Below are 26,559 nucleotides of genomic sequence, written 5' to 3'. Positions count from 1 at the left end.
GCCGGCTCCCTTAATCGAGTGTGCGGCGGTAGAACCGCAGCGCGATGGTCATGACCACGGCGGTGAACAAGAGCAGCGGCCAGACGTTGGGCCATAGCTCGATCCAGCCGTTTCCCTTGAGCAGGACGCCGCGTATCATGCGGTTGAAGTAGGTCATTGGCAGGATGCTGCCGACCCCCTGCGCCCAGGCCGGCATGCCCTGGAACGGGAACATGAAGCCCGACAGCAGGATGCTCGGGAGGAAATAGAAGAACGTGAGCTGCACGGCCTGCAGCTGGTTCTGCGCCAGCGACGACAGCGTGATGCCCACCGTCAGGTTGGCGGCGATGAACAGCAGCGACGCCAGGTAGACGGCGACCACCGATCCCACGAACGGCACATGGAAGATCCAGCGCGCCGCGAGCAGGATGATGGTGGCCTGGATCAGGCCGATGAAGACGTAGGGCACGATCTTGCCGGTGATCACCTCGAGCGGCATGACCGGCGTGGCGAGCAGGTTCTCCATGGTGCCGCGCTCGCGCTCGCGGGTCATCGCCAGGCCCGTCATCATCACCATCGTCATGGTCAGGATCACGCCCATCAGGCCGGGGATGATGTTGTACTGCGTAAGGCCCTCCGGATTGTAGAGGCGCTGCACCTGCACCTCGAAAGGTGCCTTGCCGCCGGCCAGGGGCGCGAGCGCGCCCTGCAGGTCCTTGTCGGCCACCGAGTACGCCAGCTGCGGCAGCGCGGAGATGGCCTGGCCGGTGGCGGAGGGGTCGGTGGCGTCGGCCTCGACCAGCAGCGCCGGGCGCTCGCCGCGCAGCAGCCGCGCGGTGAAGTCGGGCGGGATCGTGAGCACGAACTGCACGTCGCCGCGGCGCAGGGCCTCGTGCCCGGCCGCCTCGTCGGGCAGCGTGCGGGTCACGCGGAAATACGTGGACGCCTGCATGCCGGCCACGAAGGAGCGCGTGAACTCGCTGTGGTCCGCCGCGATCACCGCCGTGGTGAGCTGGCGCGGATCGGTGTTGATGGCGAAGCCGAACAGCATCAGCTGGATGATGGGCAGGCCCACGATCATGCCGAAGGTGACGCGGTCGCGGCGCAGCTGCAGGAATTCCTTGATGACGATGCTCCACCAGCGTTGCGGCGAGAAGCCGAAGCGCCCGCCGCCGGCATCGCGCGCCGGGCCGTCCGGCTTGGTTCGGTCGGCGCTCATTGCCTCTTCTCCTTGCCGCCTTCCGGCTTGCCGGCGCGCATATTGTCCTCGGCGCCGCTCATCATGTGGATGAAGACGTCCTCGAGGCTGGTGTCGATCCGCTCGATCCGGTGCTGCGTGCCGGCCACGCGGCGCAGCGTGGCTTCGAGCGTGGGCGCGTCGTGGCCGGTGACGTGCAGCGCGTTGCCGAACACCACGGTCTGTTCCACGCCGGGCGCATCGCGCAGCTGTTCGGACAGCGCGGCGAGCTGGTCGCCCTGCACGCTCCAGGTGACCAGCTTCTGCCCGGCCACCACTTCCGCGGCGGTGCCTTGCGCCAGCAGCTTGCCGTAGGCGATATACGCGAGCTTGTGGCAGCGCTCGGCCTCGTCCATATAGTGTGTGCTGACCAGCACCGAGATGCCGCGCGCCGCCAGCAGGTGCAGCTGCTCCCAGAAATCGCGGCGCGCCGCGGGGTCSACGCCGGCGGTGGGTTCGTCGAGCAGCAGCAGCTGCGGCTCGTGCAGCAGGCAGGCGGCGAGGGCCAGGCGTTGCTTCCAGCCGCCCGAGAGCGAGCCGGCAAGCTGCTGCGCGCGGCTGGCCAGGCCGAGATCCTCGAGCGCGCGGTCCACGGTCTCGCGCCGCTTCGGCATGCCATACACGCGCGCCACGAAATCCAGGTTCTCGCGGATGGAGAGGTCGTCCCAGTACGAGAACTTCTGCGTCATATAGCCCACGCGCCGCTTGATCTGCGCGCTCTCGCGCAGGATGTCGTAGCCCAGGCAGGTACCGTTGCCGCCGTCGGGCGTCAGCAGCCCGCACATCATGCGGATCGAAGTGGTCTTGCCGCTGCCGTTGGGGCCGAGGAAGCCGAAGATCTCGCCGCGCGCCACCTGCATGCTGAGCTTGTCGACGACCACCTTGTCGCCGTAGCGCTTGCTGAGGTCGCGCACGTCGATGACCAGTGCGCCGTTGTTGCCGTGGCTGCCGTTGTTGCCGCCGGGTCCGTCCGGTGCCCGCGGCGTGGCCTGACCGGGTGCCGCGTTCATGGCCGTGCCACCTCGACCGGCTGGCCCGGATGCAGCTTGGGCGCATCGGCTGCCGCCGGGCGCGCTTCCACCAGGAACACCAGCTTGCCGCGCGTCTCGTTGCTGTAGATCACCGGCGGCGTGTACTCGGCCTGGCTGGAGATGTAGCTGACGGTGGCATCGACGGGCGCGGCGCAGCCGTCGCAGCGCACGCGGATCGCCTCGCCGTTCCTGAGGGCGCCCACCACGGTTTCCGGCACGTAGAAGCGCACCTTGACGTTGCCCGGCGGCAGCAGCCTGACCACCGGGCTGCCGGCCGGCACCCAGTCGCCCGGGCGGAACGGCGTGTCGTACACCAGGCCAGCCTGGGTCGCGCCCACGGTCTTGCGCGAGAGCTTCCATTCTGCCTGCGCCAGCGTGGCGCGCGCGGCGGCCACCTGGGCCTCCTGCGCGGCAAGCTGGGCGCTGCGTCCGGGCAGGCGCGCCACTTCCACGTCGCGCTGCAGTTCGCGCACGCGGGCGGCATCGGAGGCGGCCGTGGCGCGGCTTTCATCGAGTTGCGACTGGGCGATGCCGCCGATGGCGAACTGCGCCTGGTCGCGCTTGTACTGCGCCGCGCTGCGCACCGCGCTGGCCTGGGCCTGCGCGAGCTGGGCACGGGTGGCGTCCACTTCGGGCGGGCGCTTGCCGGTCTGCAGGTCGGCAAGCTGCGATTCGGCCGTGCGCAATTGCGCTGCCGCCTGCTGGCGTGCCGCGGTTTCGTCGTCGGCTTCGAGCGCGAACAGTGGCGCGCCGCCGGCGACCTGCTGGCCGCGCTGCACGGAGAGCTTGTCCAGCCGCCCGGCGAAGGGCGAGGCGACGCTGACGAATTCGCCTTCCACATAACCTTGCCACGAAGGTGGTGCGTTGTTGCCGCAGGCGCCGAGCAGCGCGGCGGCGAGGGCGGGCAGGAGCGTGGCGGTGGTGCGAAGGGTGGGGCTGTAGCGATGCATGTTCGGCTCCCGGGCGCAGGGCTGTTTCCGTTTCAGGCTGAGGGCGGGGTGGATGGGCCGGCGACGCCGGGAGGCGGCGGCGCCGGGGCGAGGCCGTGCGCCAGCAGCGCGCTGACGTGGCGCACCAGCGCTTCGGCGTCGACCGTTTCGGCGCCGGGCAGGCGCTGCCAGATATGCGTGGTGGCCAGCGGCAACAGCGTCAGGCCGATCAGGGACACCATCAGCAGCGGCGGCTCCAGGCCGGCGTTGAGCGCGCCGGCCGCGCGCGCCGCGGCCAGGCGGCCGGTGACGAGGCCGGCGCGCTGCAGCGCGATCTTCTGGAGCACGCGCTGGTGCAACTGGCCCTCCACGCTGACGATCTCGCGGATCCACAGCCCGGGGAACCACGGCGTGGCCGCGGCGATGCGGATCAGCCGCGCGGCGATGCCGACCAGCATGGCCGTGGGCTCGGCCGGGTCCGCCAGGGCGGGCGCGAACACCTGTTCCACCAGCGGCTGCAGGCGCTCGTCCACCACCGCGTCGAGCAGCTGGTCGCGGTCGCGGAAGTAGTAGTGCACCAGCGCGGGCGTGACGCCGGCATGGCTGGCGATGGTCTTGATCGGCGTGGCGGCCACGCCGTGCTGCGCGAACAGGGTGGTGGCGGCGTCGAGCAACTGCGCGCGCTGGCCGGCCGCGGCGGCTTTGTCGGCGGCGACGGGGCGGCCCGGGCGACGGGGCGGGGATGGGCGATCGGTGGGCATTGGTGGTACGTCTCAGGCAACTGACCTAATATTAATTGGTGAGTTAATTAATTCAAGCGCGGTTACAAAGACGGCCTTTGGCGACATGGCTCGGTCAGCACCGTTTCATGTTGCGTTGCAGCAATACAAGGTAGACATGTCATAAACCCTTGGCTATGCTTCGTCCGCCGATCCACTCGGTCGCATATTCGCGCCGCAGGCTCCCGTTTCTCCCGTTTCTCCCCGGATTTTCCATGTTGCTTCGTCGTTTCCTTGCCGCCCCGGCGCGGCTTCGCCTGTCCGCTTCCGCCTGCCGCCTGTCGGCGGCCGCCCTGTCGCTCGCGGCCTGCGCGGGCATGGCGCCGGCGCAGGCGCAGGAAGCGGTGCAAGGCGCGAGCGCGGACGGCAGCGCGGTGGTGGCGCCGGCCGATCTCGTCAATTCCGTCGATTCGCCGTTCTCCTTCCACGGCCAGACCACCTATATCTGGCAGCGCAAGCCGTCGTTCGGCGCGGCCTATTCGGGCGAGAACAGCCTGGGCACCGCGCGTGCCAAGAGCTATTCGTTCAGCACCACGCTCGACCTCGGGCTGCGCCTGTGGCGCGGCGCCGAATTCCATTTCAACCCGGAAGTGACGCAGGGCGTGCCGTTCTCCGGGCTGCACGGCATGGGCGGCCTTACCAACGGCGAGCTGGCCAAGGCGTCGAGCACCACCCCGGTGTTCTACCGCGCGCGCGCCTTCGTCCGGCAGACCTGGGGCCTGGGCGGCGGCAGCGAGGAGGTGGAGGCGGATTTCAACCAGTTCGCCGGCAACGTCGACAAGCGCCGCGTGGTGCTGACCGCGGGCAACTTCGGCGTGCTCGATGTGTTCGACCTGAATGAATTCGGTTCGGACCCGCGTAGCCAGTTCATGAACTGGTCGTTCCTGACGCACGGCGCCTTCGACTATCCGGCCGATGCGCGCGGCTATGACTGGGGCGTGGCGCTGGAGTATATCGGCGACAGCTGGTCGGCGCGGATCGGCCGCTTCCTGCAGCCGCTGGAATCCAACGGGCTGGAACTGGACACGCGCATGTTCCAGCACTATGGCGACATCCTCGAGCTGGAGAAGCGCTACAGCATCGCGGGCCAGCCCGGTACGGCGCGCCTGCTGTTCTTCCGCAACAAGGCGCGCATGGGCGCGTTCAGCGATGCCGTGCAGTTCGGCGCCGCCACCGGCACCACGCCGGACCTGGCCAATGTGCGCGAGGAACACGCCAAGATCGGCGTGGGCCTGACCTTGCTGCAACGGGTCAACGATTCGCTGGGGGTGTTCGCACGGGCCAGCATGTCCGACGACAAGACCGAGACCTACGCCTTTACCGAGATCGGCCGGCAGGTGTCGGCGGGCGGCGTGCTCAATGGCAATGCCTGGGGCCGGCCGCGCGACGCGGTGGGCCTGGCGCTGGCGGTGAACATGCTGGGTTCGCGCCACCAGGCCTACCTGGCGGCGGGCGGGATGGGCGCGTTCCTCGGTGACGGCGCGCTGCGCTACGGCCCGGAGCAGGTGCTGGAGCTGTACTACAGCTTCCAGCCGGTGAAGTACCTGAGCATCAGCCCGGACTTCCAGTACGTCCGCAATCCCGGCTACAACCGCGACCGCGGTCCGGCCACGTTCTACGGCGTGCGGCTGCACGCGGAGTTCTGAGCGCCGGGTCCGGCGCCATCGCCCCTATTTCCTATTGCCGCGCGTTCCTGCGGTTGTCCGGCCAGGGCGTGTTGAAGTTGGTGCGAAACGGGTTGATGTCGAGCCCGCCGCGGCGCGTATAGCGCGCGTAGACCGCCAGCTTCACCGGCTTGCACTGGCGCATCACGTCGGTGAAGATCCGCTCCACGCATTGCTCGTGGAATTCGTTGTGGTTGCGGAACGAGATCAGGTACTTGAGCAGGCCTTCCTGGTTGATCGGCGCGCCCACGTAGCGGATCTGCACGCTGCCCCAGTCGGGCTGGCCCGTGACCAGGCAGTTGGACTTGAGCAGGTGCGACACCAGCGTCTCTTCCACCGGCGATTCGTCCTGGCTGGCGCGCAGCAGGTGCGGCGCGGGCTCATAGATATCGGTCTCGATGTCGAGGCGGTCCAGCGGCACGCCGTCCAGCTCGCCCATCTTCTGGCCGCCTAGTTCGGCCTCGGTCACCAGCCGTACCTGCACGGTGCCGCCGGTGGCTTCCGAGAGGTCATGGTGCAGCAGTTGCTGCAACGCCTCGGGCGAGGCGATCTTGCTCTGGTTGAACGAGTTCAGGTAGAGCTTGAACGACTTGGACTCGACGATATTCGGCGTGTCGGCGGGAATGATGAAGCTGGCCAGCGCGACTTGCGGCTTGCCCTTCAGGTTCAGCCACGACAGTTCGTAGGCGTTCCAGATGTCCACGCCGAAGAACGGCAGGGCGCGGCCTTCGGCCAGGCCGATCTCGGTGCGCTTGGGCTGGCGCGGGATCGGGAACAGCAGGGTGGGATCGTATTCGGTCTTGTAGGCCGAGGGCTTGCCCAGCGGCGAATGTTCGGGAAGGCTCATGGGGGCTCCGGTTTGGTTTTCTCCCCGCGCCCACTTCGGTGGGCGCGGGGCCGGGGGAGAAAGCCAGCTGGCGGGGTCGGCGATTCAGGACAGGAACAGCTTGTAGACAGGGTTCTCGGTCTCTTCCCAGTGTACATAGCCGAGCGTGGCGAGGAAGGCGCGGAACGCGCGCTTCTCGTTCTTGGGCACCTGGATGCCGACCAGGATATTGGAGGTGTCGCCGCCCTGGTTGCGGTAGTGGAACAGGCTGATGTTCCAGTTCGGGCTCATGCTGGAGAGAAAGCGCATCAGCGCGCCCGGGCGCTCGGGGAACTCGAAGCGGTACAGCAGTTCGTCATGCGCCAGCGGCGAATGGCCGCCCACCATGTAGCGGATATGCTGCTTGGCCAGCTCGTTGTTGGACAGGTCCAGCGTATCGAAGCCGTGGCGGCGGAAGCCCGCGGCGATCTTGTCGTTCTCCGCGCGGYTGGCGATCTGCACGCCGACGAAGATATGCGCCATGCTGTTGTCGGCGATGCGGTAGTTGAACTCGGTCACGTTGCGCGTGCCGACCTGTTCGCAGAAGCGCCTGAAGCTGCCGCGCTCCTCGGGGATGCTGACCGCGAACACGGCTTCGCGCGCCTCGCCCACCTCGGCGCGTTCGGCCACGAAGCGCAGGCGGTCGAAGTTCATGTTGGCGCCGCAGGCGATGGCCACCAGGTGCTTGCCCTTGAGCTTCTCGCGCTCGGCGTAGAGCTTGAGGCCGGCCACGGCCATGGCGCCGGCCGGCTCGAGGATGCTGCGGGTGTCCTGGAACACATCCTTGAGGCCGGCGCAGATCGCGTCGGTGTCCACCAGCACGATCTCGTCGACCAGCTCGCGCGTGATGCGGAAGGTTTCCTTGCCGACCAGCTTGACCGCGGTGCCGTCCGAGAACAGGCCCACTTCCTTGAGTTCCACGCGCTTGCCCGCGTCGACCKAGCGTTTCATCGCGTCGGAATCCATGGTCTGCACGCCGATCACCTTGATCTCGGGGCGCACGGCCTTGATGTAGGACGCGATGCCGGAGATCAGCCCGCCGCCGCCGATCGCCACGAACACGGCATGCAGGGGCCCCGGATGCTGGCGCAGGATCTCCATGGCGACGGTGCCCTGGCCGGCGATCACGTCCGGGTCGTCGAACGGGTGGATGAAGGTCAGCTTGTGCTTCTTTTCCAGTTCCGCGGCATGGTTGTAGGCGTCGCTGTAGGAGTCGCCGTGCAGCACGATCTCGACCCACTCGCCGCCGTGCTCGCGCACCGCATCGATCTTTACCTGCGGGGTGGTGACCGGCATGGCGATCACCGCCTTGCACTTCAGGCGCGCCGCCGACAGCGCCACGCCCTGCGCATGGTTGCCGGCCGAGGCGGCGATCACGCCGCGCCTGAGTTCCTCCGGCGACAGCGATGCCATCTTGTTGTAGGCGCCCCGCAGCTTGAACGAGAACACCGGCTGGGTGTCCTCGCGCTTGAACCACACCGAGTTGCCGGTGCGCGCGGACAACTGCTGGGCAAAGGTGAGATCGGTTTCCTGCGCCACGTCATACACTTTGGTGGTCAGGATTTTTCTCAGGTAGTCGGGTTTGCGGGTCATCGTGGACAGCCAGGGCGGGGTAGGCGAAACCGTCAATGATAAAGGATGGCGCGCCACCCCGATGCTTGTGCCGGCACCCGGAGCGCCGGCCGGACCGGCAAGCCCCTCGCCGCCAAGGGCAGGCGAGCGCACGTGCGCGCGGGCGCGGCAGCCGCCCAGTGCCGGCGCAGGCACCGCCGTGACGCGGCGCGCGCGCCGGCGCACCATGTAGGACGCCGTCCGGTGGACGCTGTCAAAACACTCTGCTACGGTGTAATGCAATGCCTCCCTTACCTCTTATCGAAGCAAACACGGCGCTGTTCCTGGATTTCGACGGTACGCTGGCTGACCTTGCGCCACGCCCTGATCTCGTACAGGTCGAACCGGAACTGGTGGGGACGTTGCGCGCCCTGCATCGTCACCTGGACGGCGCCCTCGCGCTGGTGTCCGGCCGGCCGATCGCCGAGCTGGACGACTTCCTCAAGCCTTTGCGGCTGCCGGCTGCCGGCGTGCACGGCGCGGAGTTGCGTGACGCGGGCGGCCACCGCCTGCGCGAGCCCGATCCCGGCGTGCCCTTGCTGCTGCCGCCGCTGCAGGCGCTGGTCAGCGCCCACCCCGGGTTGCAGCTGGAACGCAAATCCGTCGCGGTCGCGGTGCACTATCGCGCCGTTCCCGAACTCGAGGGCCTGGTACGCAACTTTGCCGCGACGCTGGCGGCCGGCGTGCCCGGCGTCGAACTCCTGCACGGCAAGATGGTGGTCGAGTTCAAGCCGGCCGGCGTGGACAAGGGCGGCGCCATCGACACCTTCATGCGCGGCCCGCCGTTCGCGCGGCGCACGCCGCTGTTCGCCGGCGACGACATCACCGACGAAGCCGGCTTCGCCGTGGTGCGCCGCCTGGGCGGCGTGGGCGTGCTGGTCGGCCAGCGCCCCAGCGCGGCCACGGTCAGCGTGACCGGGCCGGCGGCGCTGCGCTGCTGGCTGCATCGTTCGGCCAAGGCGCTGGAAGTCATGGCTGCCGCCGGGGCCGCTTCCACATCCGCAACGACGTCTTGAGGGGGAATTCGCTGTGAGCCAACCATCCACCGAGGACAACCGTCCGCGCGCCGCCGCGCGCCAACACGCCGATCCGTCGCTCTCGATGGGCATGATCGGCAACTGCGCGATCTCCGCGCTGGTCGACGGGCGCGGCCGCTTTGTCTGGTGCTGCCTGCCGCGCTTCGACGGCGACCCGGTCTTCAATGCGCTGCTCGATCCCAGCGAAAACGCCGGCCACTTCGCCATCGAGATCGAGGACTTCCAGGAAGCGCAGCAATGGTACGAGCCGAACACCGCGGTGCTGCGCACGCGGCTGACGGACCGCCACAACAACTGCATGGAGATCACCGATTTCGCGCCGCGCTTCTTCCGCCTCGGCCGCTACTTCCGGCCCACCACGCTGATCCGCCGCATCCGCCCCATCCGTGGCGCGCCGCGGGTGCGCGTCACGGTGGCGCCGCGTTTCGACTGGGGCCGCGTGGTGCCGGAGATCACGCGGGGCAGCAGCCACGTACGCTATATCGGCGACGGCATGACCCTGCGCATGACGACCAACGCGCCGCTGACCTATGTGCTGTCGCAGACGCCATTCCTGCTCACGCGCGACCATGACTTCATCCTCGGCCCCGACGAAACGCTGCAGGGCGGGGTGGAGGAGATCGCGCGCGACTTCGAGCAGGAAACCACCGCCTACTGGCGCATGTGGAGCCGGCGCCTGGCGGTGCCGCGCGAATGGCAGGACGCGGTGATCCGCGCCGCCATCACGCTCAAGCTGTCGCTGTTCGAGGAAACTGGCGCCATCGTCGCGGCCATGACCACCAGCATTCCGGAGGCGCCCGGCAGCGGCCGCACCTGGGACTACCGCTTCTGCTGGCTGCGCGACGCCTTTTTCGTGATCCGCGCACTCAACAGCCTGTCCGAGGTGGGCACCATGGAGGACTACCTGCGCTGGCTGTCCAATGTGGTGATGCAGTCCAAGGACGGTCATATCCAGCCGCTGTACGGCATCGGGCTGGAGCTGGAACTGCCTGAGAGCGTGCTCGATCACTTGCCGGGCTACCGCAGCATGGGCCCGGTGCGCGTGGGCAACCAGGCGCAGGAGCACTTCCAGCACGATGTCTACGGCAACGTGGTGCTGGGCGCGGCGCAGGCCTTCCACGACCATCGCCTGCTGCACCGGGGCGGGGCCGCCGAATACCGCGTGCTGGAAACCGTGGGCGAGCAGGCGGTGCGCGTGTTCGGCACGCCCGACGCCGGCATGTGGGAGCTGCGCACCCGCGCGCGCGTGCACACCTCGTCGGCGCTGATGAGCTGGGCCGCCTGCGACCGCCTGGCCAAGGTCGGCGACGCGCTGCAGCTGCCGGACCGCGCCGCGTACTGGCGCCAGCACGCCGACGTCATGAAAGAGCGCATCGTGCGCGAATCCTGGAGCGAGGAGCGCAAGGCCTTCGCCGAGAGCTTCGGCGGACGCGAGCTGGACGCCAGCGTGCTGCTGATGGCCGAGGTGGGATTCATCGCGCCGCAGGACGAGCGCTTCATGTCCACGCTCGAGGCGATGGAAGCCTCGCTGTGCGACGGGCCCTACATGCGCCGCTACGAGGCGCCGGACGATTTCGGCAGGCCCGAGACCGCCTTCAACATCTGCACTTTCTGGCGCATCGACGCGCTGGCCCGCGTGGGGCGCCGCGAAGAGGCGCGCGAGATCTTCGAAGCCATGCTGGCGGCGCGCAATCCGCTCGGCCTGCTGTCCGAGGATACCCACCCGGTGACCGGCGAGATGTGGGGCAACTTCCCGCAGACCTATTCGATGGTGGGCTTGATCAACGGCGCCACGCGCCTGTCGGCGCCGTGGGACGCGGTGATCTGACCGGCTGAGCCGGGCGTGGAACGACAAAGGACGATATGGGCAGACTAGTTGCGGTATCCAATCGCGTGGCCGATCCCCGCAACATTGCCGCGGGCGGACTGGCGGTGGCGCTGGGCGAGGCGCTCAAGGCCACCGGCGGGGTCTGGTTCGGCTGGAGCGGCAAGACCGTGGAGGCGGCGCAGGGCGGCACGCCGGGCGAGGGCGAACTGCATATCCAGCAGGCGGGCAATGTCACGCTGGCCACGGTGGACCTGTGCCGCGAGGACCACGACTCGTATTACCAGGGGTATAGCAACGGCGTGCTGTGGCCGGTGTTCCACTATCGCATCGACCTGGCGGACTTCGATTCCGCGCATCTGAACGTGTACCGGCGCGTCAACCAGCTGTTCGCGCGCAAGCTCGCGCCGCTGCTGCGCCCCGACGACGTGATCTGGATCCACGACTACCACCTGATCCCGCTGGCGTCCGAGCTGCGCGCCATGGGCTGCGGCCAGCGCATCGGCTTTTTCCTGCATATCCCGTTGCCGCCGCCGCTGATCCTGGCCGCGATCCCGCAGCACGAATGGCTGATGCGCGCGCTGTTCGCCTATGACCTGATCGGCTTCCAGAGCCAGCTGGACCTGGAGCATTTCTCGCGCTACGTGCAGCGCGAGGCGCAGGCCGAGCCGATGGGCGACAACCGCTTCCGCGCCTTCCACCGCACGGTGCGCGCGCAGGCCTTCCCGATCGGCATCGACGTGGACGAGTTCGCTGCGCTGGGCCGCGGCGAGGAATCGCGCGAGACCTACGAGATGATGCGGGGCCAGTACGCCACGCGCCGGCTCTTGCTCGGCATCGACCGCCTGGATTATTCCAAGGGCCTGCCCCAGCGCCTCAAGGCGGTGCGCGCGCTGATGGCGCAGTATCCCGAGAACCGCCGCAGCGCCACGCTGATCCAGATTGCCGCGCCGTCGCGCGAGACGGTGGACGCCTACGCGGACCTGCGGCGCGAGATGGAGGGGCTGTCGGGCGCCATCAACGGCGAGTATGGCGAGCTGGACTGGATGCCGGTGCGCTACATCCACCGCACCACGGCGCGGCGCCGCCTGCCGGGCCTGTGCCGCGCCTGCCGCGTGGCCCTGGTCACGCCCTTGCGCGACGGCATGAACCTGGTGGCCAAGGAGTTCGTCGCCGCGCAGGACCCGGACGATCCCGGCGTGCTGGTGCTGTCGCGCTTTGCCGGTGCCGCCGAGCAGTTGCGCGAGGCCCTGCTGGTCAATCCCTACGATATCAACGCCACCGCCCAGGCGATCCAGCAGGCGCTGCACATGCCGCTGGCCGAGCGCCAGTCGCGCCACCAGAAACTGCTGGAACGCATCCGCGCGCAGGACGTGCACTGGTGGCGGCGGGAGTACCTGCGGGCGCTGAGCGAGGCGGACGCCAACTAAGGCGCGCCGCCCGCCGGAAGGCTGTGGTCAGCCTTCCAGGTCCCCGGCGACATCCACGTCCCTGAAGGCGCCGTCATCCTCGGTCAGGATCCGTATCACCGCCTGCGTCTTGAGCAAGGCGCGCGCGCCTTCGTCGCCGTCCAGCCTGAGCAGCGTGTCGCGCCAGGCGGCCCCAAATCCCACCGGGTGCCCGCGCCGGCCATCGCGCCAGGGCGCGGCGATGGCGTCGGGCGTGGTGATGGTGAGCGCCACCGCGCGCACCAGTCCGGCTGGCAGCCACGGCATGTCGGCGAGCGCCACCACCCAGCCGCGCGCTTGCGCCGTGGCGGCGACCGCCGCGGCCAGCGCCGCGCCCATGCCCGCCTCGGCGGCCGGCGCTTCGAGCACGCGGCAGCCGGCCTGCCTCAATTCGGCCGCCAGCTCGGCGTGGCCCGGGCGGATCACCGCCAGGGCACCGGGCAGGGTGTTGGCCAGGGAGCGCGCGCTGCGCCCGGCCACGGTCTGGCCGTCCGGCAGCCTGGCGAGCAGCTTGTTCTGCCTGCCGCTGGCGTCGAAGCGGCGGCCGAAGCCCGCTGCCAGCAAGATCCCGGTGGGCGGCTCGGCGGCGTTGAACACCACCTTGGTGGCGTCGCTGATGGGGCCGGCCAGCGGGTCGGCGCCGTCGGAGCGACTGGTCACTGGTCGGTGCCGCAGGAACTGCCGGCGTCCGCCGCCAGTTCGCGGGCGGCCTTGGCGCCTTCGACCTGCAGGATGTCGGGCAGCGACACGTGGTTCTTGGCGGCCACCACTTCGGCCAGGATCGAGATGGCGATCTCCGGCGGCGTGCGGCTGCCGATATAGATGCCGACCGGGCCGTGCAGCCGCGCCAGCTGCACTTCGTTGAGATCGAATTCCTTGAGCCGCTCGCGGCGCGCCTGGTTGTTGCGGCGCGAACCCAGCGCGCCCACGTAGAAGGCGCGCGTGCGCAGCGCCTCCATCAGGGCCAGGTCGTCGAGCTTGGGATCGTGGGTGACGGCGATCACGGCGCTGCGCTCGTCGAGCTTCATGTCCATCACCGTGTCGTCCGGCATGGTGCGCACCATGGTGACGCCGGGGATGTCCCAGGTCTCGGTGTATTCCTCGCGCGGATCGCACACGGTGACCTGGAAGCCCAGGCCCACCGCGATCTGCGACAGGTATTTCGAGAGTTGTCCGGCGCCGATCACGAGCATGCGGTAGCGCGGCCCGTGGATGGTGAGCAGGGTGCTGCCGTCGAACGACAGCCCGTCGGCGGCCTCGGCGTGGCCGAGCGTGGCGCGGCCGGTGGCCATGTCCAGCGTGCGCGCCACCAGCCTGCCGTTTTCCACGGCGGCGAGCAGGTCTTCCAGGCCGCTGACCGCGCTCAGCGGCTCGCTCACCAGTTCGATGGTGCCGCCGCAGGGCAGGCCGAAGCGGTGCGCTTCCTCGGCGCTGATACCGTACTTGACGGCCTCCGGGCGTGAGCCGGCGATGCCTTCGCGGCGCACCCGGTCGATGATGTCGTCCTCGATGCAGCCGCCCGATACCGAGCCGACCACCAGGCCGTCATCGCGCACCGCCAGCATGGCGCCCTCCGGGCGGGGCGAGGAGCCCCAGGTCCTGACCACCGTCACCAATAGCGCGCGGTGGCCTTCGGCCAGCCAGCGCACGCTGCACTTCAGGACTTCGAGATCCACGCTGTCCATGATCGTTTCCGCTTTGTCTCACCGTTCTGTTCATCGGGTGCGCTGCCCTCGGCGGGCGCCACCTCGTCCCTGGCGACATCGTCTCCGGTACCGGCATCCGCTTGCGTGGCGCCTCCCAGCGCCGCGGTAAGGCGGTCGAAGAAGGCGTCGGCCATCTTGCGCGCCGCCGCATCCACCAGCCGCGAGCCGATCTGCGCGATCTTGCCGCCGACCTGGGCGCTGACCGTGTAGGTCAGCAGCGTGTGGTCGCCCTCGGGCGCCAGCGTCACGCGCGCGCTGCCCTTGCCGAAGCCGGCCGCGCCGCCCTGGCCGTCGAACTGGATGGTGTAGCTGTCGGGTGCCTGGATGTCCTGCAGGGCCATGCGCCCCTTGAAGCGCGCCTTGACCGGGCCTACCGCGGCGGTCAGCGCCAGCAGGTAGGCGTTGTCGTTGTCGCCGTCAGCCTCGATGCTCTCACATCCTGGGATGCACTGCTTGAGCAGGGCAGTATCGTTGAGGGCTTCCCAGGCGGCTTGCTGGGCCACCGGCAGTTGCCGTGTCTGTGTCATTTCCATGGTGGGGCGGTCTCCTTGTTGTGCCTGCCGGGCGTTGTCCGCATGGCGGGCATGGCGTCGCGCGCGGCGGGCGGCGCGAAGGCGGGCAGTTCATGACGGGGCTCGGCCAGCAATGATTCGAGCGCGAACAGGCTGTCCAGGTTGTGTGCCGAGCGCAGCGCATCCACGTGCGGCAGGATGGCCTGCACGCCACGCGCCTGGGGGGTGAAGCCCGGGTAGCGCAGCAGCGGATTGAGCCAGAGGATGCGATGGGCGAAGCGGCGCAGGCGCGCCATTTCCGTGCCGAGCAGGTCGATATCCTCATGGTCGAGGCCATCGGTGACCAGCAGCACGGTGGCGCGGCCGGACAGCGTGCGGCGCGCCCATTGCCGGTTGAAGGTGGCCAGCGCCGCGCCGATGCGGGTGCCGCCGGCCCAGTCGCGCACCTGGCCGGTGATCGCCTCGACCGCCTCGTCGGGGTCGCGTTCGCGCAGCGAGCGGGTGATATTGGTCAGGCGGGTGCCGAACAGGAAGACCGAGAGGCGCTCGCGCGACTGCGTCAGCGCGTGGCAGAAGTAGAGTACCGCGCGCGAGTACTGGCTCATCGAGCCGGAGATGTCGAGCAGCAGCACCAGGGGCGGCCGGCGTTCGGCATGGCGGCGGAATTTCCAGCGCAGCCACTCGCCTTGCTGGCGCACCGCCAGCCGCGCGCTGGCGCGCAGGTCGGCGCGCGGGCCGCTGGCGGCGGGGCGCAGCCGGCGCGTGCGCTCGGTGGCCAGCCGCGTGTGGCGGGAGCGGATCATATGCTGCAGTGCGCGCCATTCCTCGGCGCCAAGCGTCTCGAAGTCGCGCCTGGCAAGCCGTTCCTGCGCCGAGAAGGTGAGCGGCGCAGTGAAGCGTTCCTCGTTCTCCTTGCCGCGCTGGCTGGCCTGGGGCGGGCGCTGCGCGGCAAGGGCGTCGGCCAGGCGGTTGCTGCGCTGCGGCGGCGGGGCCCCGGCGTCCACGCGCGGCAGCAGCAGGGCGCGCAGCTTGCCCTCCCAGTCGGGGTCGCGCCAGAACAGGTCGAAGGCGRCATCGAACAGGGGCCGCTGGTCGGGGCCGTTGACCATCAGCGCCGCCATCGCCGCGCGCACTTCGCCGCGCTGGCCGATGTCGACGTACTGCAGCGCCAGCAGCGTATCCACCGCGTGCGCGGGGGATAGCGCGAAGCCGGCGTCGCGCAGCAGCCGCACGAAGTGCGTGACGTTGCGCGCCAGCATGGGCAGGGTGCCGCCGACGGGCGTGCCGGCGGGCCTGGCGTCCGGATGCAGCCTCGGCATGCCTCAGGCTCCCGGCGGGCTGGCCAGCAGTTCGGCCACGGTGGGGCCGTCCACGCGGGCCAGGTCGTCCTGGTACTTCAGCAGCACGCCCAGGGTGTCGCGCACCGATTGCGGGTCGAGCTCGGTCACGCCGAGCGCGGCCAGCGCGCGGCACCAGTCGATCGCCTCGGCGATGCCGGGCGCCTTGAACAGATCGATGCCGCGCAATCCGTGGACGAAGTCGATGGCCTCGTGCTGCAGCGCGGCCGCGGCCTCTGGCGCGCGCGCGGCCACGATCTGCAGTTCGCGCTCGCGCTGCGGATAGCCCATCCACTGGTACAGGCAGCGGCGCTTGAGTGCGTCGTGCACCTCGCGGGTGCGGTTGGACGTGACCACGATCAGCGGGGCTTGCTCGGCCTGCACCACGCCGATCTCGGGAATCGAGACCTGGTATTCGGACAGCACTTCCAGCAGGAAGGCCTCGAACGGCTCGTCGGCACGGTCGATCTCGTCGATCAGCAGCACGCGCGGCATGTCCGGCGCCGCCGGGTCGGGCAGCAGCGATTCCAGCAGGGGACGCTTGAGCAGGAAATCGTCATGGTAGAGCGATTGCGCCTCGGGCCGCTCGCCGCGCGCCTCCGCCAGGCGCAGCGCCATGATCTGGCGCGGATAGTCCCATTCGTACAGCGCGCTGGACGCATCCAGGCCTTCGTAGCATTGCAGGCGCAGCAGCCGCGTGCCGAGCGCGCCCGCGATGGCGCGCGCCAGCGCCGTCTTGCCTACGCCGGGCTCGCCTTCCAGGAAGAGCGGGCGTTGCATGCGAAGCGCCAGGTAGAGCACGGTGGCGGTCTCGCGGTCGGCGAAATATTGCTGCGCCTCCAGCAGGGCGGCGGTGTGGTCGATGGACGTGGGGAGCATGGTGGGATGTGATGCCGGGTGCTGGAAAGGGCGGTGATTCGATGTGATAGGCGGTTGGCGCTGTGAGTGCCTGCCCTCTCCCCCGGCGCTGCTGCCGTGGACGGGAGAGAGGAGAAAGCCGGCGGGCCGCCCGCTTCTCTGTACGGTCCTCCCGCGCTTCCTGCCCGCGGTCGGTCCGTTCCCCTCTCCTGCTTGCCCACTTGCGGGAGCGGGGCCGGGGGAGAGGGCGGGCGCCCGATACGGCGAAGGCGCCCGCCTTGCCTCAGCCCTGGCTGGCCTGTTCCACCGCCCTGGCAGCCAGCACCGGGATCAGATGCGCCCGGTACTCCGCCGACGCGTGCAGGTCGGTGCTCAGCCGGCTCGCATCCACTGTCGCCGCGCGCGCCGCGGCCGGCGTGAAGCTGGCGGACAACGCCTGCTCCAGCGGCGCGCAGCGGAACACGCTGTCGGCCGCGCCGGTGACCGCCACGCGTACCGTCTTGCCGAAGCGCGCCACCATCACGCCCACCAGCGCGAAACGCGAGGCCGGGTTGCGGAACTTCACATAGGCAGCCTGCTCGGGCAGCGGGAACCGTACCGCGGTGATCAGTTCGTCGGGTTCGAGCGCCGTTTCGTAGAGCCCCTTGAAGAAGTTGTCGGCGGTGATATTGCGGCGGTCGGTCACCACCGTGGCGTTCAGGGCAAGCACCGCGGCCGGATAGCAGGCGGCGGGATCGTCGTTGGCCAGCGAGCCGCCCAGCGTGCCCATGGCGCGCACCTGGCGATCGCCGATGCCGCCCGCCAGCGCGGCCAGCGCGGGAATCGCCCTGGCCACCTCGGCACTGGCCGCCACATCGGCATGGCGCGCGGCCCCGCCGATCACCAGTTCGCCGTTGTCCATGCGGATATCGGCCATGCCGGCGATGCGCGACACGTCCACCAGCGCCGAAGGCGCCGCCAGCCGCAGCTTCATCGCGGCCAGCAGGCTCTGGCCGCCGCCGAGGAACTTGGCGTCGGCATCGGCCTTGAGCCGGGCCACCGCGGACTTGGCATCGGCGGCGCGTTCGAAATTGAATGCGTACATGGTCTGCCTCCGATTCAGTTGGCGGTTTGCGCTTGGCGGATCGCCTGCCACACGCGATGCGGCGTGGCGGGCATCTGGATGTCGCGCACGCCCAGCGGCGCGAGCGCATCCACCAGCGCATTGATGAAGGCCGGCGGCGAGCCGATGGCGCCGGCCTCCCCGCAGCCCTTCACACCCAGCGGGTTGTGCGTGCAGGGCGTGCCCTTGGCGGTCTCCACGGTGAAGTCCGGCAGGTCGTCGGCGCGCGGCATGGCGTAGTCCATGTAGGAGCCGGTCAGCAGCTGGCCGCTGTCGTCGTAGATGCATTGCTCCAGCATCGCCTGGCCGAGCCCCTGGCCAATGCCGCCGTGCACCTGCCCTTCCACGATCATCGGGTTGATGATGTTGCCGAAATCGTCCACCGCGGTGAACTTGACCACATGGCTCTCGCCGGTGTCCGGGTCCACTTCCACCTCGCAGATATAGGCGCCGGACGGGTAGGTGAAGTTGGTCGGGTCGTAGAAGGCGTTCTCGTTGAGGCCGGGTTCGAGCTTGTCGAGCGGATAGTTGTGCGGCACGTAGGCCGTCAGCGCGATCTCGCCGAAGGTCTTGCTGCGGTCGGTGCCGGCCACGCTGAATACGCCGTCCTTGAACTCGATGTCGGCATCGGAGGCTTCCAGCAGGTGGGCCGCGATCTTCTTGGCCTTGGCCTCGATCTTGTCGAGCGCCTTCATGATGGCCGAGCCGCCCACCGCCAGCGAGCGCGAGCCATAGGTGCCCATGCCGAAGGGCACGCGGCCCGTATCGCCGTGCACGATCTCCACCGCGTCGAGCGCGATGCCCAGGCGGTCCGCCACCACCTGCGCGAAGGTGGTTTCATGCCCTTGGCCATGGCTGTGCGAGCCGGTGAACACCGTCACGGTGCCGGTCGGGTGGACACGGATCTCGCCCACTTCGAACAGCCCCGCGCGCGCGCCCAGCGCGCCGGCGATATTCGAAGGCGCCAGCCCGCAGGCCTCGATGTAGCAGGAATAGCCCAGGCCGCGCAGCTTGCCGCGCTGCTTTGCTTCGTCCCTGCGCGCGGGGAAACCCTTCACGTCGGCGAGTTCCTGCGCGCGCGCCAGGCACGGCTCGTAGTCGCCGGTGTCGTACGTCAGGCCGACCGGGGTGGCATAGGGGAACTCGCGGATGAAGTTCTTGCGGCGCAGTTCGGCCGGGTCCATCTTCAGCTCGCGCGCGGCGGCTTCCACCAGCCGCTCGACCACATAGGTGGCTTCCGGGCGTCCGGCGCCGCGGTAGGCGTCCACCGGCGCGGTGTTGGTGAATACGGCACGCACCTCGGCGTAGATGGCAGGCGTGGTGTACTGCCCGGCCAGCAGCGTGGCGTAGAGGATGGTGGGCACGCTCGAAGCGAAGGTCGAGAGGTATGCGCCCATGTTGGCGGTGGTGTGCACCCGCATCGCCAGGAACTTGCCGTCGGCATCCAGCGCCAGTTCGGCCTTGGTGACGTGGTCGCGCCCGTGCGCGTCGGTGAGGAAGGATTCCGAGCGCTCGGCGGTCCATTTGATCGGGCGCTTTACCTTCTTCGAGGCCCAGGTCAGCGCCACGTCTTCCGCGTACAGGAAGATCTTGGAGCCGAAGCCGCCGCCGACGTCCGGTGCGATGATGCGCAGCCGCGATTCGGGCAGGCCCAGCACGAAGGCGCCCATCAGCAGGCGTTCCACGTGCGGGTTCTGGTTGGCGACGTAGACGGTGTAGCTGTCATCTTGCCGGGTGTAGCTGGCGTTGACGGCGCGCGGCTCGATGGCGTTCGGGATCAGGCGGTTGTTGACGATATCCAGCGTCGTCACGTGCGCGGCCCTGGCGAAGGCGGCGTCGGTGGCGGCGCGGTCGCCGTGGCCCCACACATAGCTGGTGTTCTGCGGCACGTCGTCGTGCACCAGCGCACCGGCGGACGCGGCCTGCGCGGTGTGGACCACGGCTTCCAGCTCTTCGTAGTCCACCTCGATCTTTTCGGCGGCGTCCTTGGCCTGCTGCAGGGTCTCGGCCACCACCAGCGCGACCTGGTCGCCCACGTGGCGGGCCTTGCCTTGCGCCAGCACCGGGTGCGGCGGCTCCTTCATCGGGCTGCCGTCGATGCTGTGGATCAGCCAGCCGCAGGGCAGGCCGCCGACCTTGTCGGCGGCGATGTCGTCGCCGGTGAAGATGGCGATCACGCCGGGCGAGGCCAGGGCCTCGGTCTTGTCGATGGAGGCGATGCGCGCGTGCGCGTGCGGCGAGCGCAGGAAGTAGCCGTAGCTCTGCTGCGGCAGGACGACGTCGTCGGTGTACTGGCCGTTGCCGGTCAGGAAGCGGTAGTCTTCCTTGCGCCTGACCGAGGCGCCGATGAGGTGCTGGTTGTCGGGTGCGTTCATGGCTGTCCCCTTATTCGGCGCTGGCGGTGGCGCCACGCATCGCAGCCTGGCCTTCCTGCACGGCGCGCACGATATTGTGGTAGCCGGTGCAGCGGCACAGGTTGCCGTCGAGCTGCGCGCGGATGGCGGTGGCGTCGGCATTCGGCTGCGCCTTGACGAGCGCGGTGGCACTCATCACCATGCCGGGCGTGCAGAAGCCGCACTGCAGGCCGTGGCAGTTGCGGAAGGCTTCCTGCATCGGGTGGAGCTGGCCTTCGGGGGCCAGGCCCTCGATGGTGGTGATGGTGGTGCCGTCCGCCTGGGCTGCCAGCAGGTTGCACGACTTGACCGCGCGGCCGTCCAGGTGCACGGTGCAGGCGCCGCACTGGGCGGTGTCGCAGCCCACATGGGTGCCGGTGAGCCGGAGGTGCTCGCGCAGGAACTGGACGAGAAGGGTGGTGGGGTCTACCTGGGCGTCGATGATGCGGCCGTTGACGGTCAGGCGGATAGGAATCGCCATGCTTGTCTCCATGTGGGTGGACACGTGCATGACCAATCCGCGAATCCCGAAATGCTGCGCGGGACTGGCCACGACGCGTTACTGCCGTTTGCTGGTGACGGCTATTTCGTGATGTTGGTACTGCGGGTGCTGCGGCTGCTAGGGTGCGGCGGGCGCCGACAATGGAATCCATGCGGCAAAAAACGGCCAGACCGCGACTGGACCGCGAACGTTTATCCGCGTCAGGCTCTAACAGTTAATCACAAATCAACCGTGTATGCCATGCGGGTTGCCCCCTTGCGGCGGGCCCCGGGGCAGCGCGGCACTACAGGACGGCTTTTGCCCATGGAAGGCTTCATCGACTGGTTGTTCGGCACCGTGGCCCTGCCCAAGGTGGGGCTGCCGGCCATCTTCGTGGTCAGCCTGATATCGGCCACGCTGCTGCCGCTGGGCTCCGAGCCGGCCGTATTCGGCTACATCAAGCTCAACCCCCACATGTTCTGGCCGGCTATCGTGGTGGCCACGCTGGGCAACACCATCGGCGGCGCCATCGACTGGTGGCTGGGCTACGCGGCCAAGCTGGCGCTGGTGCGCTACCGCAAGCATCGCCAGCAGCGCGAGCACGAAACGGAGCACGCGGAGCACCGGCGCCATCCGCGCCAGCCGCGCAGGCCGGCGCTCGACAAGCGCTACTTCCGCTGGATGCGCCGCCTGGGCCCGCCCACCCTGCTGGCCTCCTGGCTGCCGGGTATTGGTGATCCTCTGTGCACATTGGCGGGGTGGTTGCGGCTGCCATTCTGGCCTAGCCTTGTATACATGGCGATCGGCAAGTTCCTGCGCTACCTCGCCATGACCGGCGCCCTGCTGACGGTGCCGGACAGCTTCTGGCGTGGTATCGGCGCCGGCCTCAGAAGCCTGTTCTAGAGCGGATTCGCGGGTGCGGGCGGGTTGGCGGGAGCGGCGGGGGGTATTCCATTCCCGCATGCTGCGGTGCGGCGAAAGCAGGCCTTGAAGTACAATTGCCCTTTAAAGACGATCCGGCGCACCGTCCCCGTGCGCTACAGGTAGCGGTCCCTCCCCATGAACGCCCCACTCGTGCTCGATGCCAAACTCGCCGCGCAGGATGCCCCGCCGCGCCTGCGTGAGATCCCCTATAACTACACGTCTTTCTCGGATCGCGAGATCGTCATCCGGCTGCTGGGCGAAGAGGCCTGGCGCATCCTGGACGAACTGCGGAGCGAACGCCGCACCGGCCGCTCGGCCCGCATGCTGTACGAAGTCCTGGGCGATATCTGGGTGGTGCGCCGCAACCCGTACCTGCAGGACGACCTGCTCGAGAATCCCAAGCGCCGCCAGATGCTGGTGACGGCGCTGCATCACCGCCTGTCCGAAGTGGAGAAGCGCCGTGCCGCCGACCGTGCCGAGCACGCCGAGCCGGCCGCCGAAGGCCGTTCCCACCGCGTCGAGCAGCTGGTGAGCTTTGCCAAGCAGGCCATCGAGKMCTTCAAGCAGGAATTCGCCGACGCCTACGAGCTGCGCAAGCGCACCCAGCGCGTGCTGGGACGCATCACGCAGAAGGACAACATCAAGTTCGACGGCCTGTCGCGCGTCTCGCATGTGACCGACGCGACCGACTGGCGCGTGGAATATCCCTTTGTCGTCCTCACCCCGGACACCGAGGAAGAGATCGCCGGCATGGTCAAGGGCTGCTTCGAGCTGGGCCTGACCATCATCCCGCGCGGAGGCGGCACCGGTTATACCGGCGGCGCCGTGCCGCTGACGCCGATGAGCGCGGTGATCAACACCGAGAAGCTGGAACAGCTCGGGCCGGTCGAGCAGACCGACCTGCCGGGCGTGTCGCACAAGGTCGGCACCATTTTCTCCGGCGCCGGCGTGGTGACGCGCCGCGTGGCGGATGCCGCCGACAAGGCAGGGCTGGTGTTCGCGGTCGACCCGACCTCGATCGATGCGTCGTGCATCGGCGGCAACGTGGCCATGAACGCCGGTGGCAAGAAGGCCGTGCTGTGGGGCACCGCGCTCGACAACCTGGCCTGGTGGCGCATGGTGGACCCGGAAGGCAACTGGCTGGAAGTCACCCGGCTGGACCACAACCTGGGCAAGATCCATGACGTGCCGGTCGCCACCTTCGAGCTGAAGTGGTCGGACGGCAACCGCGCGCCCGGCGAAAAGCCGCTGCGCACGGAAACCCTTGCCATCGAAGGGCGCAAGTTCCGCAAGGAAGGCCTGGGCAAGGACGTCACCGACAAGTTCCTGGCCGGCCTGCCCGGCATCCAGAAGGAAGGCTGCGACGGCATCATCACCAGCGCCCGCTGGATCCTGCATCGCATGCCGGCGCACGTGCGCACGGTCTGCCTGGAATTCTTCGGCCAGGCCCGCGACGCCATCCCCAGCATCGTCGAGATCAAGGACTACCTGGACGCCGAGTCGCGCACGCCGGGCGGTGCCATCCTGGCCGGCCTGGAACACCTGGACGAACGCTACCTGCGCGCGGTCGGCTACGCCACCAAGAGCAAGCGCAACGCCTTCCCGAAGATGGTGCTGATCGGCGACATCGTCGGCGACGACCAGGACGCGGTGGCCCGCGCCACCTCGGAAGTCATCCGCATGGCCAACGGCAAGAGCGGCGAAGGCTTTGTCGCGGTCAGCCCCGAGGCGCGCAAGAAATTCTGGCTGGACCGTTCCCGCACCGCCGCCATCGCCAAGCACACCAACGCCTTCAAGATCAACGAAGACGTGGTGATCCCGCTGCCGCGCATGGGCGAGTACACCGACGGCATCGAGCGCATCAATATCGAGCTGTCGATCAAGAACAAGCTCAAGCTGACCGACGCGCTGGAAGCCTTCTTCGCGCGCGGCAACCTGCCGCTGGGCCGCAGCGACGACGCCAACGAGATCCCCAGCGCCGAGCTGCTCGAAGACCGCGTGCAGCACGCGCTGCAGTTGCTGCGCGAGATCCGCTCGCGCTGGATCTACCTGCAGGACCACCTCGACACGCCGCTGGCCACCGCGCGCGCCGCGCTGATCGGCCACGGCCTGGGCCTGCTCGGACCGGCCTTCGAGGCGCGCCTCGCGCAGCAGCCGGACGCCAACGTGTTCCACCTGCTGCAGGACCGCACCATCCGCGTGTCGTGGAAGAGCGAAGTGCGCGCCGAACTGCGCAATATCTTCAACGGCGGCGAGTTCAAGCCCATCCTGGACGAGGCGCAGAAGATCCACAAGCAGGTGCTGCGCGGGCGCGTCTTCGTGGCCCTGCACATGCACGCCGGCGACGGCAACGTGCACACCAACATCCCGGTCAACTCCGACGACTACGACATGCTGCAGGACGCCCACCGCGCGGTGGCCCGCATCATGGCGCTGGCGCGCTCGCTCGACGGCGTGATTTCCGGCGAGCACGGCATCGGCATCACCAAGCTGGAGTTCCTGACCGAGGACGAGATCGGCGAGTTCCGCCAGTACAAGCAGCGCGTGGATCCGCAGGGCCGCTTCAACAAGGGCAAGCTGCTGCCGGGCGCGGACCTGCGCAATGCGTACACGCCGTCGTTCGGCCTGATGGGGCATGAGTCCATCATCATGCAGCAGAGCGATATCGGCGCCATTGCCGACAGCGTCAAGGACTGCCTGCGCTGCGGCAAGTGCAAGCCGGTGTGCGCCACCCACGTGCCGCGTGCCAACCTGCTGTACAGCCCGCGCAACAAGATCCTGGCGACCTCGCTGCTGGTGGAGGCCTTCCTGTACGAGGAGCAGACCCGGCGCGGCATCTCGATCAAGCACTGGGACGAGTTCTCCGACGTGGCCGACCACTGCACGGTCTGCCACAAGTGCGTGACGCCGTGCCCGGTCAAGATCGATTTCGGCGACGTGTCGATGAACATGCGCAACCTGCTGCGCAAGATGGGGCAGAAGAAATTCAACCCCGGCACGGCGGCGTCGATGTTCTTCCTCAACGCCACCAGCCCGCAGACCATCAACATGACCCGCAAGGTCATGATCGACTGGGGCTACAAGGCGCAGCGCCTGGGCAACGACCTGCTCAAGAAGCTGGCGAAGAAGCAGACCGCGCAGCCGCCCGCCACGGTGGGCCGCGCGCCGGTGCAGGAGCAGGTGATCCACTTCATCAACAAGAAGATGCCGGGCAACCTGCCCAAGAAGACSGCGCGCGCGCTGCTSGATATYGARGACAACGAGATCGTSCCGATCATCCGCGACCCGAAGSSGACCWCSSCCGAGASCGARGCGGTGTTCTACTTCCCGGGCTGCGGCTCGGAGCGGCTGTTCTCGCAGGTCGGCCTGGCCACGCAGGCCATGCTGTGGCATGTGGGCGTGCAGACCGTGCTGCCGCCGGGCTACCTGTGCTGCGGCTACCCGCAGCGCGGCAACGGCCAGTACGACAAGGCCGAGAAGATGGTCACCGACAACCGGGTGCTGTTCCACCGGGTCGCCAATACGCTCAACTACCTCGACATCAAGACCGTGGTGGTGAGCTGCGGCACCTGCTACGACCAGCTCGCCGGCTATGAATTCGACAAGATCTTCCCCGGCTGCCGCATCATCGACATCCACGAGTACCTGCTCGAGAAGGGCGTCAAGCTGGAAGGCGTGACCGGTACGCGCTACATGTACCACGATCCCTGCCACACCCCGATCAAGACCATGGACCCCACCAAGCTCGTCAACGAGCTGATGGGCGGCAACGAAGGCGGCGGCAAGATCGAGAAGAACGAGCGTTGCTGCGGCGAATCGGGCACGCTGGCGGTCAGCCGCCCGGACATCTCCACGCAGATCCGCTTCCGCAAGGAAGAGGAGATGACCAGGGGCGCGGACAAGCTGCGCACCGACGGCTTCGCCGGTGACGTCAAGATCCTGACCAGCTGCCCGTCCTGCCTGCAAGGCCTGTCGCGCTACAAGGAAGATGCCACCGTCACGGCCGACTACATCGTGGTCGAGATGGCCAAGCACCTGCTGGGCGAGAACTGGATGCCCGACTACGTCGCCAAGGCCAACTCGGGCGGCATCGAGCGGGTGCTGGTGTGACGCGCGCCGCTGCCTGCCCGCTGTGCCAGTCCGACGGCGGCGAACTGGTCTGGCGCGGCGAGCGCGCCCGGGTCATCCTGGTCGAGCACGAGCGCTTCCCGGGCTTCTGCCGCGTGGTCTGGAACGACCATGTGGCCGAGCAGACCGACCTCTCCGACGAGGACCAGGCCTGGCTGATGCGCCTGGTGGCGCGCGTGGAGCGCACGGTGCGCGACGTGATGACGCCAGACAAGGTCAACCTGGCCGCTTTCGGCAACATGGTGCCGCACCTGCACTGGCATATCATTCCGCGCTATCGCTGGGACACGCATTTCCCGGAAGCCGTGTGGGCCGCGCCGCAGCGCGAGGCCGATGCCGCGCGGGTGGCGGAGCTGGCGTCGCGGTTGCCGGTGCTGCGCGATGCGCTGGCGGGCATCGCGGACGCCGGCTAGGGCGCGTCCACGCCGGGCCGGCGCAACGCGTTGAAGGGGTCACGGAACCTGGCACGCGCTGCCGGCTTCTAAGAGGCTAATATCTCCCACTAGCGCAGGCCGCCGGCCGTGCGTGTCCTGCTTGCGCGAAAGGTGCCATGTCCACACCGACCTCCGTTACCGTTCCCGGCCCGGCCGTACCGGCCCGTGCCCTCAAGATCCAGAGCCGCCTGCGCGTGGTCGAGACCTGGGATCTGATCAAGCCCTACTGGGGATCCGAGGACCGCAAGGCCGGGCTCGGGCTGCTGGGCTTCGTGGTGG

Annotated in this window: 21 protein-coding genes; 7 read left to right on the top strand and 14 right to left on the bottom strand. The window is 68.7% G+C overall.

Annotated features, from left to right (window positions below; all coding sequences use genetic code 11):
- Positions 1–10: 10 nt before the first annotated feature.
- The 4 genes from AC1DK4_RS03200 to AC1DK4_RS03185 are packed head-to-tail and all read right to left on the bottom strand — an operon-like array spanning position 11 to position 3,937.
- Positions 11–1,198 (bottom strand): ABC transporter permease, encoded by a 1,188-nt coding sequence (locus tag AC1DK4_RS03200; protein WP_441643138.1) that lies wholly within the window; start codon positions 1,196–1,198, stop codon positions 11–13.
- Positions 1,195–2,226: an ABC transporter ATP-binding protein gene (locus tag AC1DK4_RS03195; RefSeq protein WP_441613652.1), complete on the bottom strand. Its 1,032-nt coding sequence runs from the start codon at positions 2,224–2,226 to the stop codon at positions 1,195–1,197. The genes AC1DK4_RS03200 and AC1DK4_RS03195 overlap by 4 nt, the downstream gene beginning before the upstream one ends.
- Entirely contained in the window at positions 2,223–3,197 is a 975-nt protein-coding gene (locus AC1DK4_RS03190) for an HlyD family secretion protein (RefSeq protein ID WP_441613651.1), read from the bottom strand. The genes AC1DK4_RS03195 and AC1DK4_RS03190 overlap by 4 nt, the downstream gene beginning before the upstream one ends.
- Positions 3,198–3,229: 32 nt before the next feature.
- Positions 3,230–3,937, bottom strand: coding sequence for a TetR/AcrR family transcriptional regulator (locus AC1DK4_RS03185; protein WP_441613650.1), 708 nt, complete (start codon positions 3,935–3,937; stop codon positions 3,230–3,232).
- A gap of 335 nt (positions 3,938–4,272) precedes the next feature.
- Between AC1DK4_RS03185 and AC1DK4_RS03180 the strand changes: the two genes are divergently transcribed.
- Positions 4,273–5,601 carry a carbohydrate porin gene (locus AC1DK4_RS03180; protein ID WP_441613821.1) on the top strand — a complete coding sequence of 443 codons (1,329 nt, stop codon included), beginning with the start codon at positions 4,273–4,275 and terminating at the stop codon, positions 5,599–5,601.
- A gap of 31 nt (positions 5,602–5,632) precedes the next feature.
- On the opposite strand, the gene queF is transcribed toward AC1DK4_RS03180, so the two are convergent.
- Positions 5,633–6,466, bottom strand: a complete 834-nt coding sequence (gene queF / locus AC1DK4_RS03175; protein WP_441613649.1) for an NADPH-dependent 7-cyano-7-deazaguanine reductase QueF — start codon at positions 6,464–6,466, stop codon at positions 5,633–5,635.
- A gap of 84 nt (positions 6,467–6,550) precedes the next feature.
- The gene (ilvA, locus tag AC1DK4_RS03170; protein WP_477131385.1) at positions 6,551–8,077 is read right to left on the bottom strand and encodes a threonine ammonia-lyase, biosynthetic; all 1,527 of its coding nucleotides are present in this window, start codon (positions 8,075–8,077) and stop codon (positions 6,551–6,553) included.
- 260 nt (positions 8,078–8,337) lie between these two features.
- Between ilvA and otsB the strand changes: the two genes are divergently transcribed.
- The 3 genes from otsB to otsA all read left to right on the top strand — a co-directional run bounded on the left by otsB (position 8,338) and on the right by otsA (position 12,387).
- On the top strand, positions 8,338–9,111 hold the full coding sequence (gene otsB, locus AC1DK4_RS03165; RefSeq protein WP_441613647.1) for a trehalose-phosphatase: 774 nt from the start codon (positions 8,338–8,340) through the stop codon (positions 9,109–9,111).
- An 85-nt stretch (positions 9,112–9,196) separates the two neighbouring features.
- Entirely contained in the window at positions 9,197–10,960 is a 1,764-nt protein-coding gene (locus AC1DK4_RS03160; protein ID WP_477115742.1) for a glycoside hydrolase family 15 protein, read from the top strand.
- A gap of 35 nt (positions 10,961–10,995) precedes the next feature.
- Positions 10,996–12,387 (top strand): alpha,alpha-trehalose-phosphate synthase (UDP-forming), encoded by a 1,392-nt coding sequence (otsA, locus tag AC1DK4_RS03155; RefSeq protein ID WP_441613645.1) that lies wholly within the window; start codon positions 10,996–10,998, stop codon positions 12,385–12,387.
- 27 nt (positions 12,388–12,414) lie between these two features.
- Here otsA and AC1DK4_RS03150 read toward each other — a convergent pair whose 3' ends face one another.
- The 8 genes from AC1DK4_RS03150 to AC1DK4_RS03115 all read right to left on the bottom strand — a co-directional run bounded on the left by AC1DK4_RS03150 (position 12,415) and on the right by AC1DK4_RS03115 (position 20,794).
- A complete protein-coding gene (locus AC1DK4_RS03150; protein ID WP_441613820.1) occupies positions 12,415–13,023 on the bottom strand; it encodes a nucleotidyltransferase family protein in 609 nt (202 codons plus the stop codon).
- 38 nt (positions 13,024–13,061) lie between these two features.
- Complete coding sequence (locus AC1DK4_RS03145; protein ID WP_441613644.1) at positions 13,062–14,090, bottom strand: XdhC family protein; 1,029 nt, start codon at positions 14,088–14,090, stop codon at positions 13,062–13,064.
- Positions 14,063–14,644 (bottom strand): SRPBCC family protein, encoded by a 582-nt coding sequence (locus tag AC1DK4_RS03140; RefSeq protein ID WP_441613643.1) that lies wholly within the window; start codon positions 14,642–14,644, stop codon positions 14,063–14,065. Before AC1DK4_RS03140 ends, AC1DK4_RS03145 begins: the two co-directional genes overlap by 28 nt.
- The gene (locus tag AC1DK4_RS03135; RefSeq protein ID WP_477131384.1) at positions 14,635–15,942 is read right to left on the bottom strand and encodes a vWA domain-containing protein; all 1,308 of its coding nucleotides are present in this window, start codon (positions 15,940–15,942) and stop codon (positions 14,635–14,637) included. The genes AC1DK4_RS03140 and AC1DK4_RS03135 overlap by 10 nt, the downstream gene beginning before the upstream one ends.
- 3 nt (positions 15,943–15,945) lie before the next feature.
- Positions 15,946–16,839, bottom strand: a complete 894-nt coding sequence (locus AC1DK4_RS03130; protein ID WP_441613641.1) for an AAA family ATPase — start codon at positions 16,837–16,839, stop codon at positions 15,946–15,948.
- A gap of 262 nt (positions 16,840–17,101) precedes the next feature.
- The gene (locus AC1DK4_RS03125; RefSeq protein ID WP_441643137.1) at positions 17,102–17,902 is read right to left on the bottom strand and encodes an FAD binding domain-containing protein; all 801 of its coding nucleotides are present in this window, start codon (positions 17,900–17,902) and stop codon (positions 17,102–17,104) included.
- Positions 17,903–17,916: 14 nt separating this feature from the next.
- On the bottom strand, positions 17,917–20,295 hold the full coding sequence (locus AC1DK4_RS03120; protein ID WP_441613639.1) for a xanthine dehydrogenase family protein molybdopterin-binding subunit: 2,379 nt from the start codon (positions 20,293–20,295) through the stop codon (positions 17,917–17,919).
- Positions 20,296–20,305: 10 nt separating this feature from the next.
- Entirely contained in the window at positions 20,306–20,794 is a 489-nt protein-coding gene (locus AC1DK4_RS03115; RefSeq protein WP_441613638.1) for a (2Fe-2S)-binding protein, read from the bottom strand.
- 324 nt (positions 20,795–21,118) lie between these two features.
- On the opposite strand from AC1DK4_RS03115, the gene AC1DK4_RS03110 reads away from it, so the two are divergent.
- From AC1DK4_RS03110 to AC1DK4_RS03100, 3 genes are all read left to right on the top strand, one after another.
- Entirely contained in the window at positions 21,119–21,697 is a 579-nt protein-coding gene (locus AC1DK4_RS03110; protein ID WP_441613637.1) for a YqaA family protein, read from the top strand.
- A 156-nt stretch (positions 21,698–21,853) separates the two neighbouring features.
- On the top strand, positions 21,854–25,828 hold the full coding sequence (locus tag AC1DK4_RS03105; RefSeq protein ID WP_477131383.1) for a DUF3683 domain-containing protein: 3,975 nt from the start codon (positions 21,854–21,856) through the stop codon (positions 25,826–25,828).
- Entirely contained in the window at positions 25,825–26,259 is a 435-nt protein-coding gene (locus tag AC1DK4_RS03100) for an HIT family protein (protein ID WP_441613635.1), read from the top strand. The genes AC1DK4_RS03105 and AC1DK4_RS03100 overlap by 4 nt, the downstream gene beginning before the upstream one ends.
- Positions 26,260–26,559: the final 300 nt, after the last annotated feature.

Source organism: Cupriavidus sp. 05N38, assembly GCF_056397345.1.
Note: the sequence above shows the minus strand (reverse complement) of the source record. Positions and strands in the feature narration are given on the sequence as shown.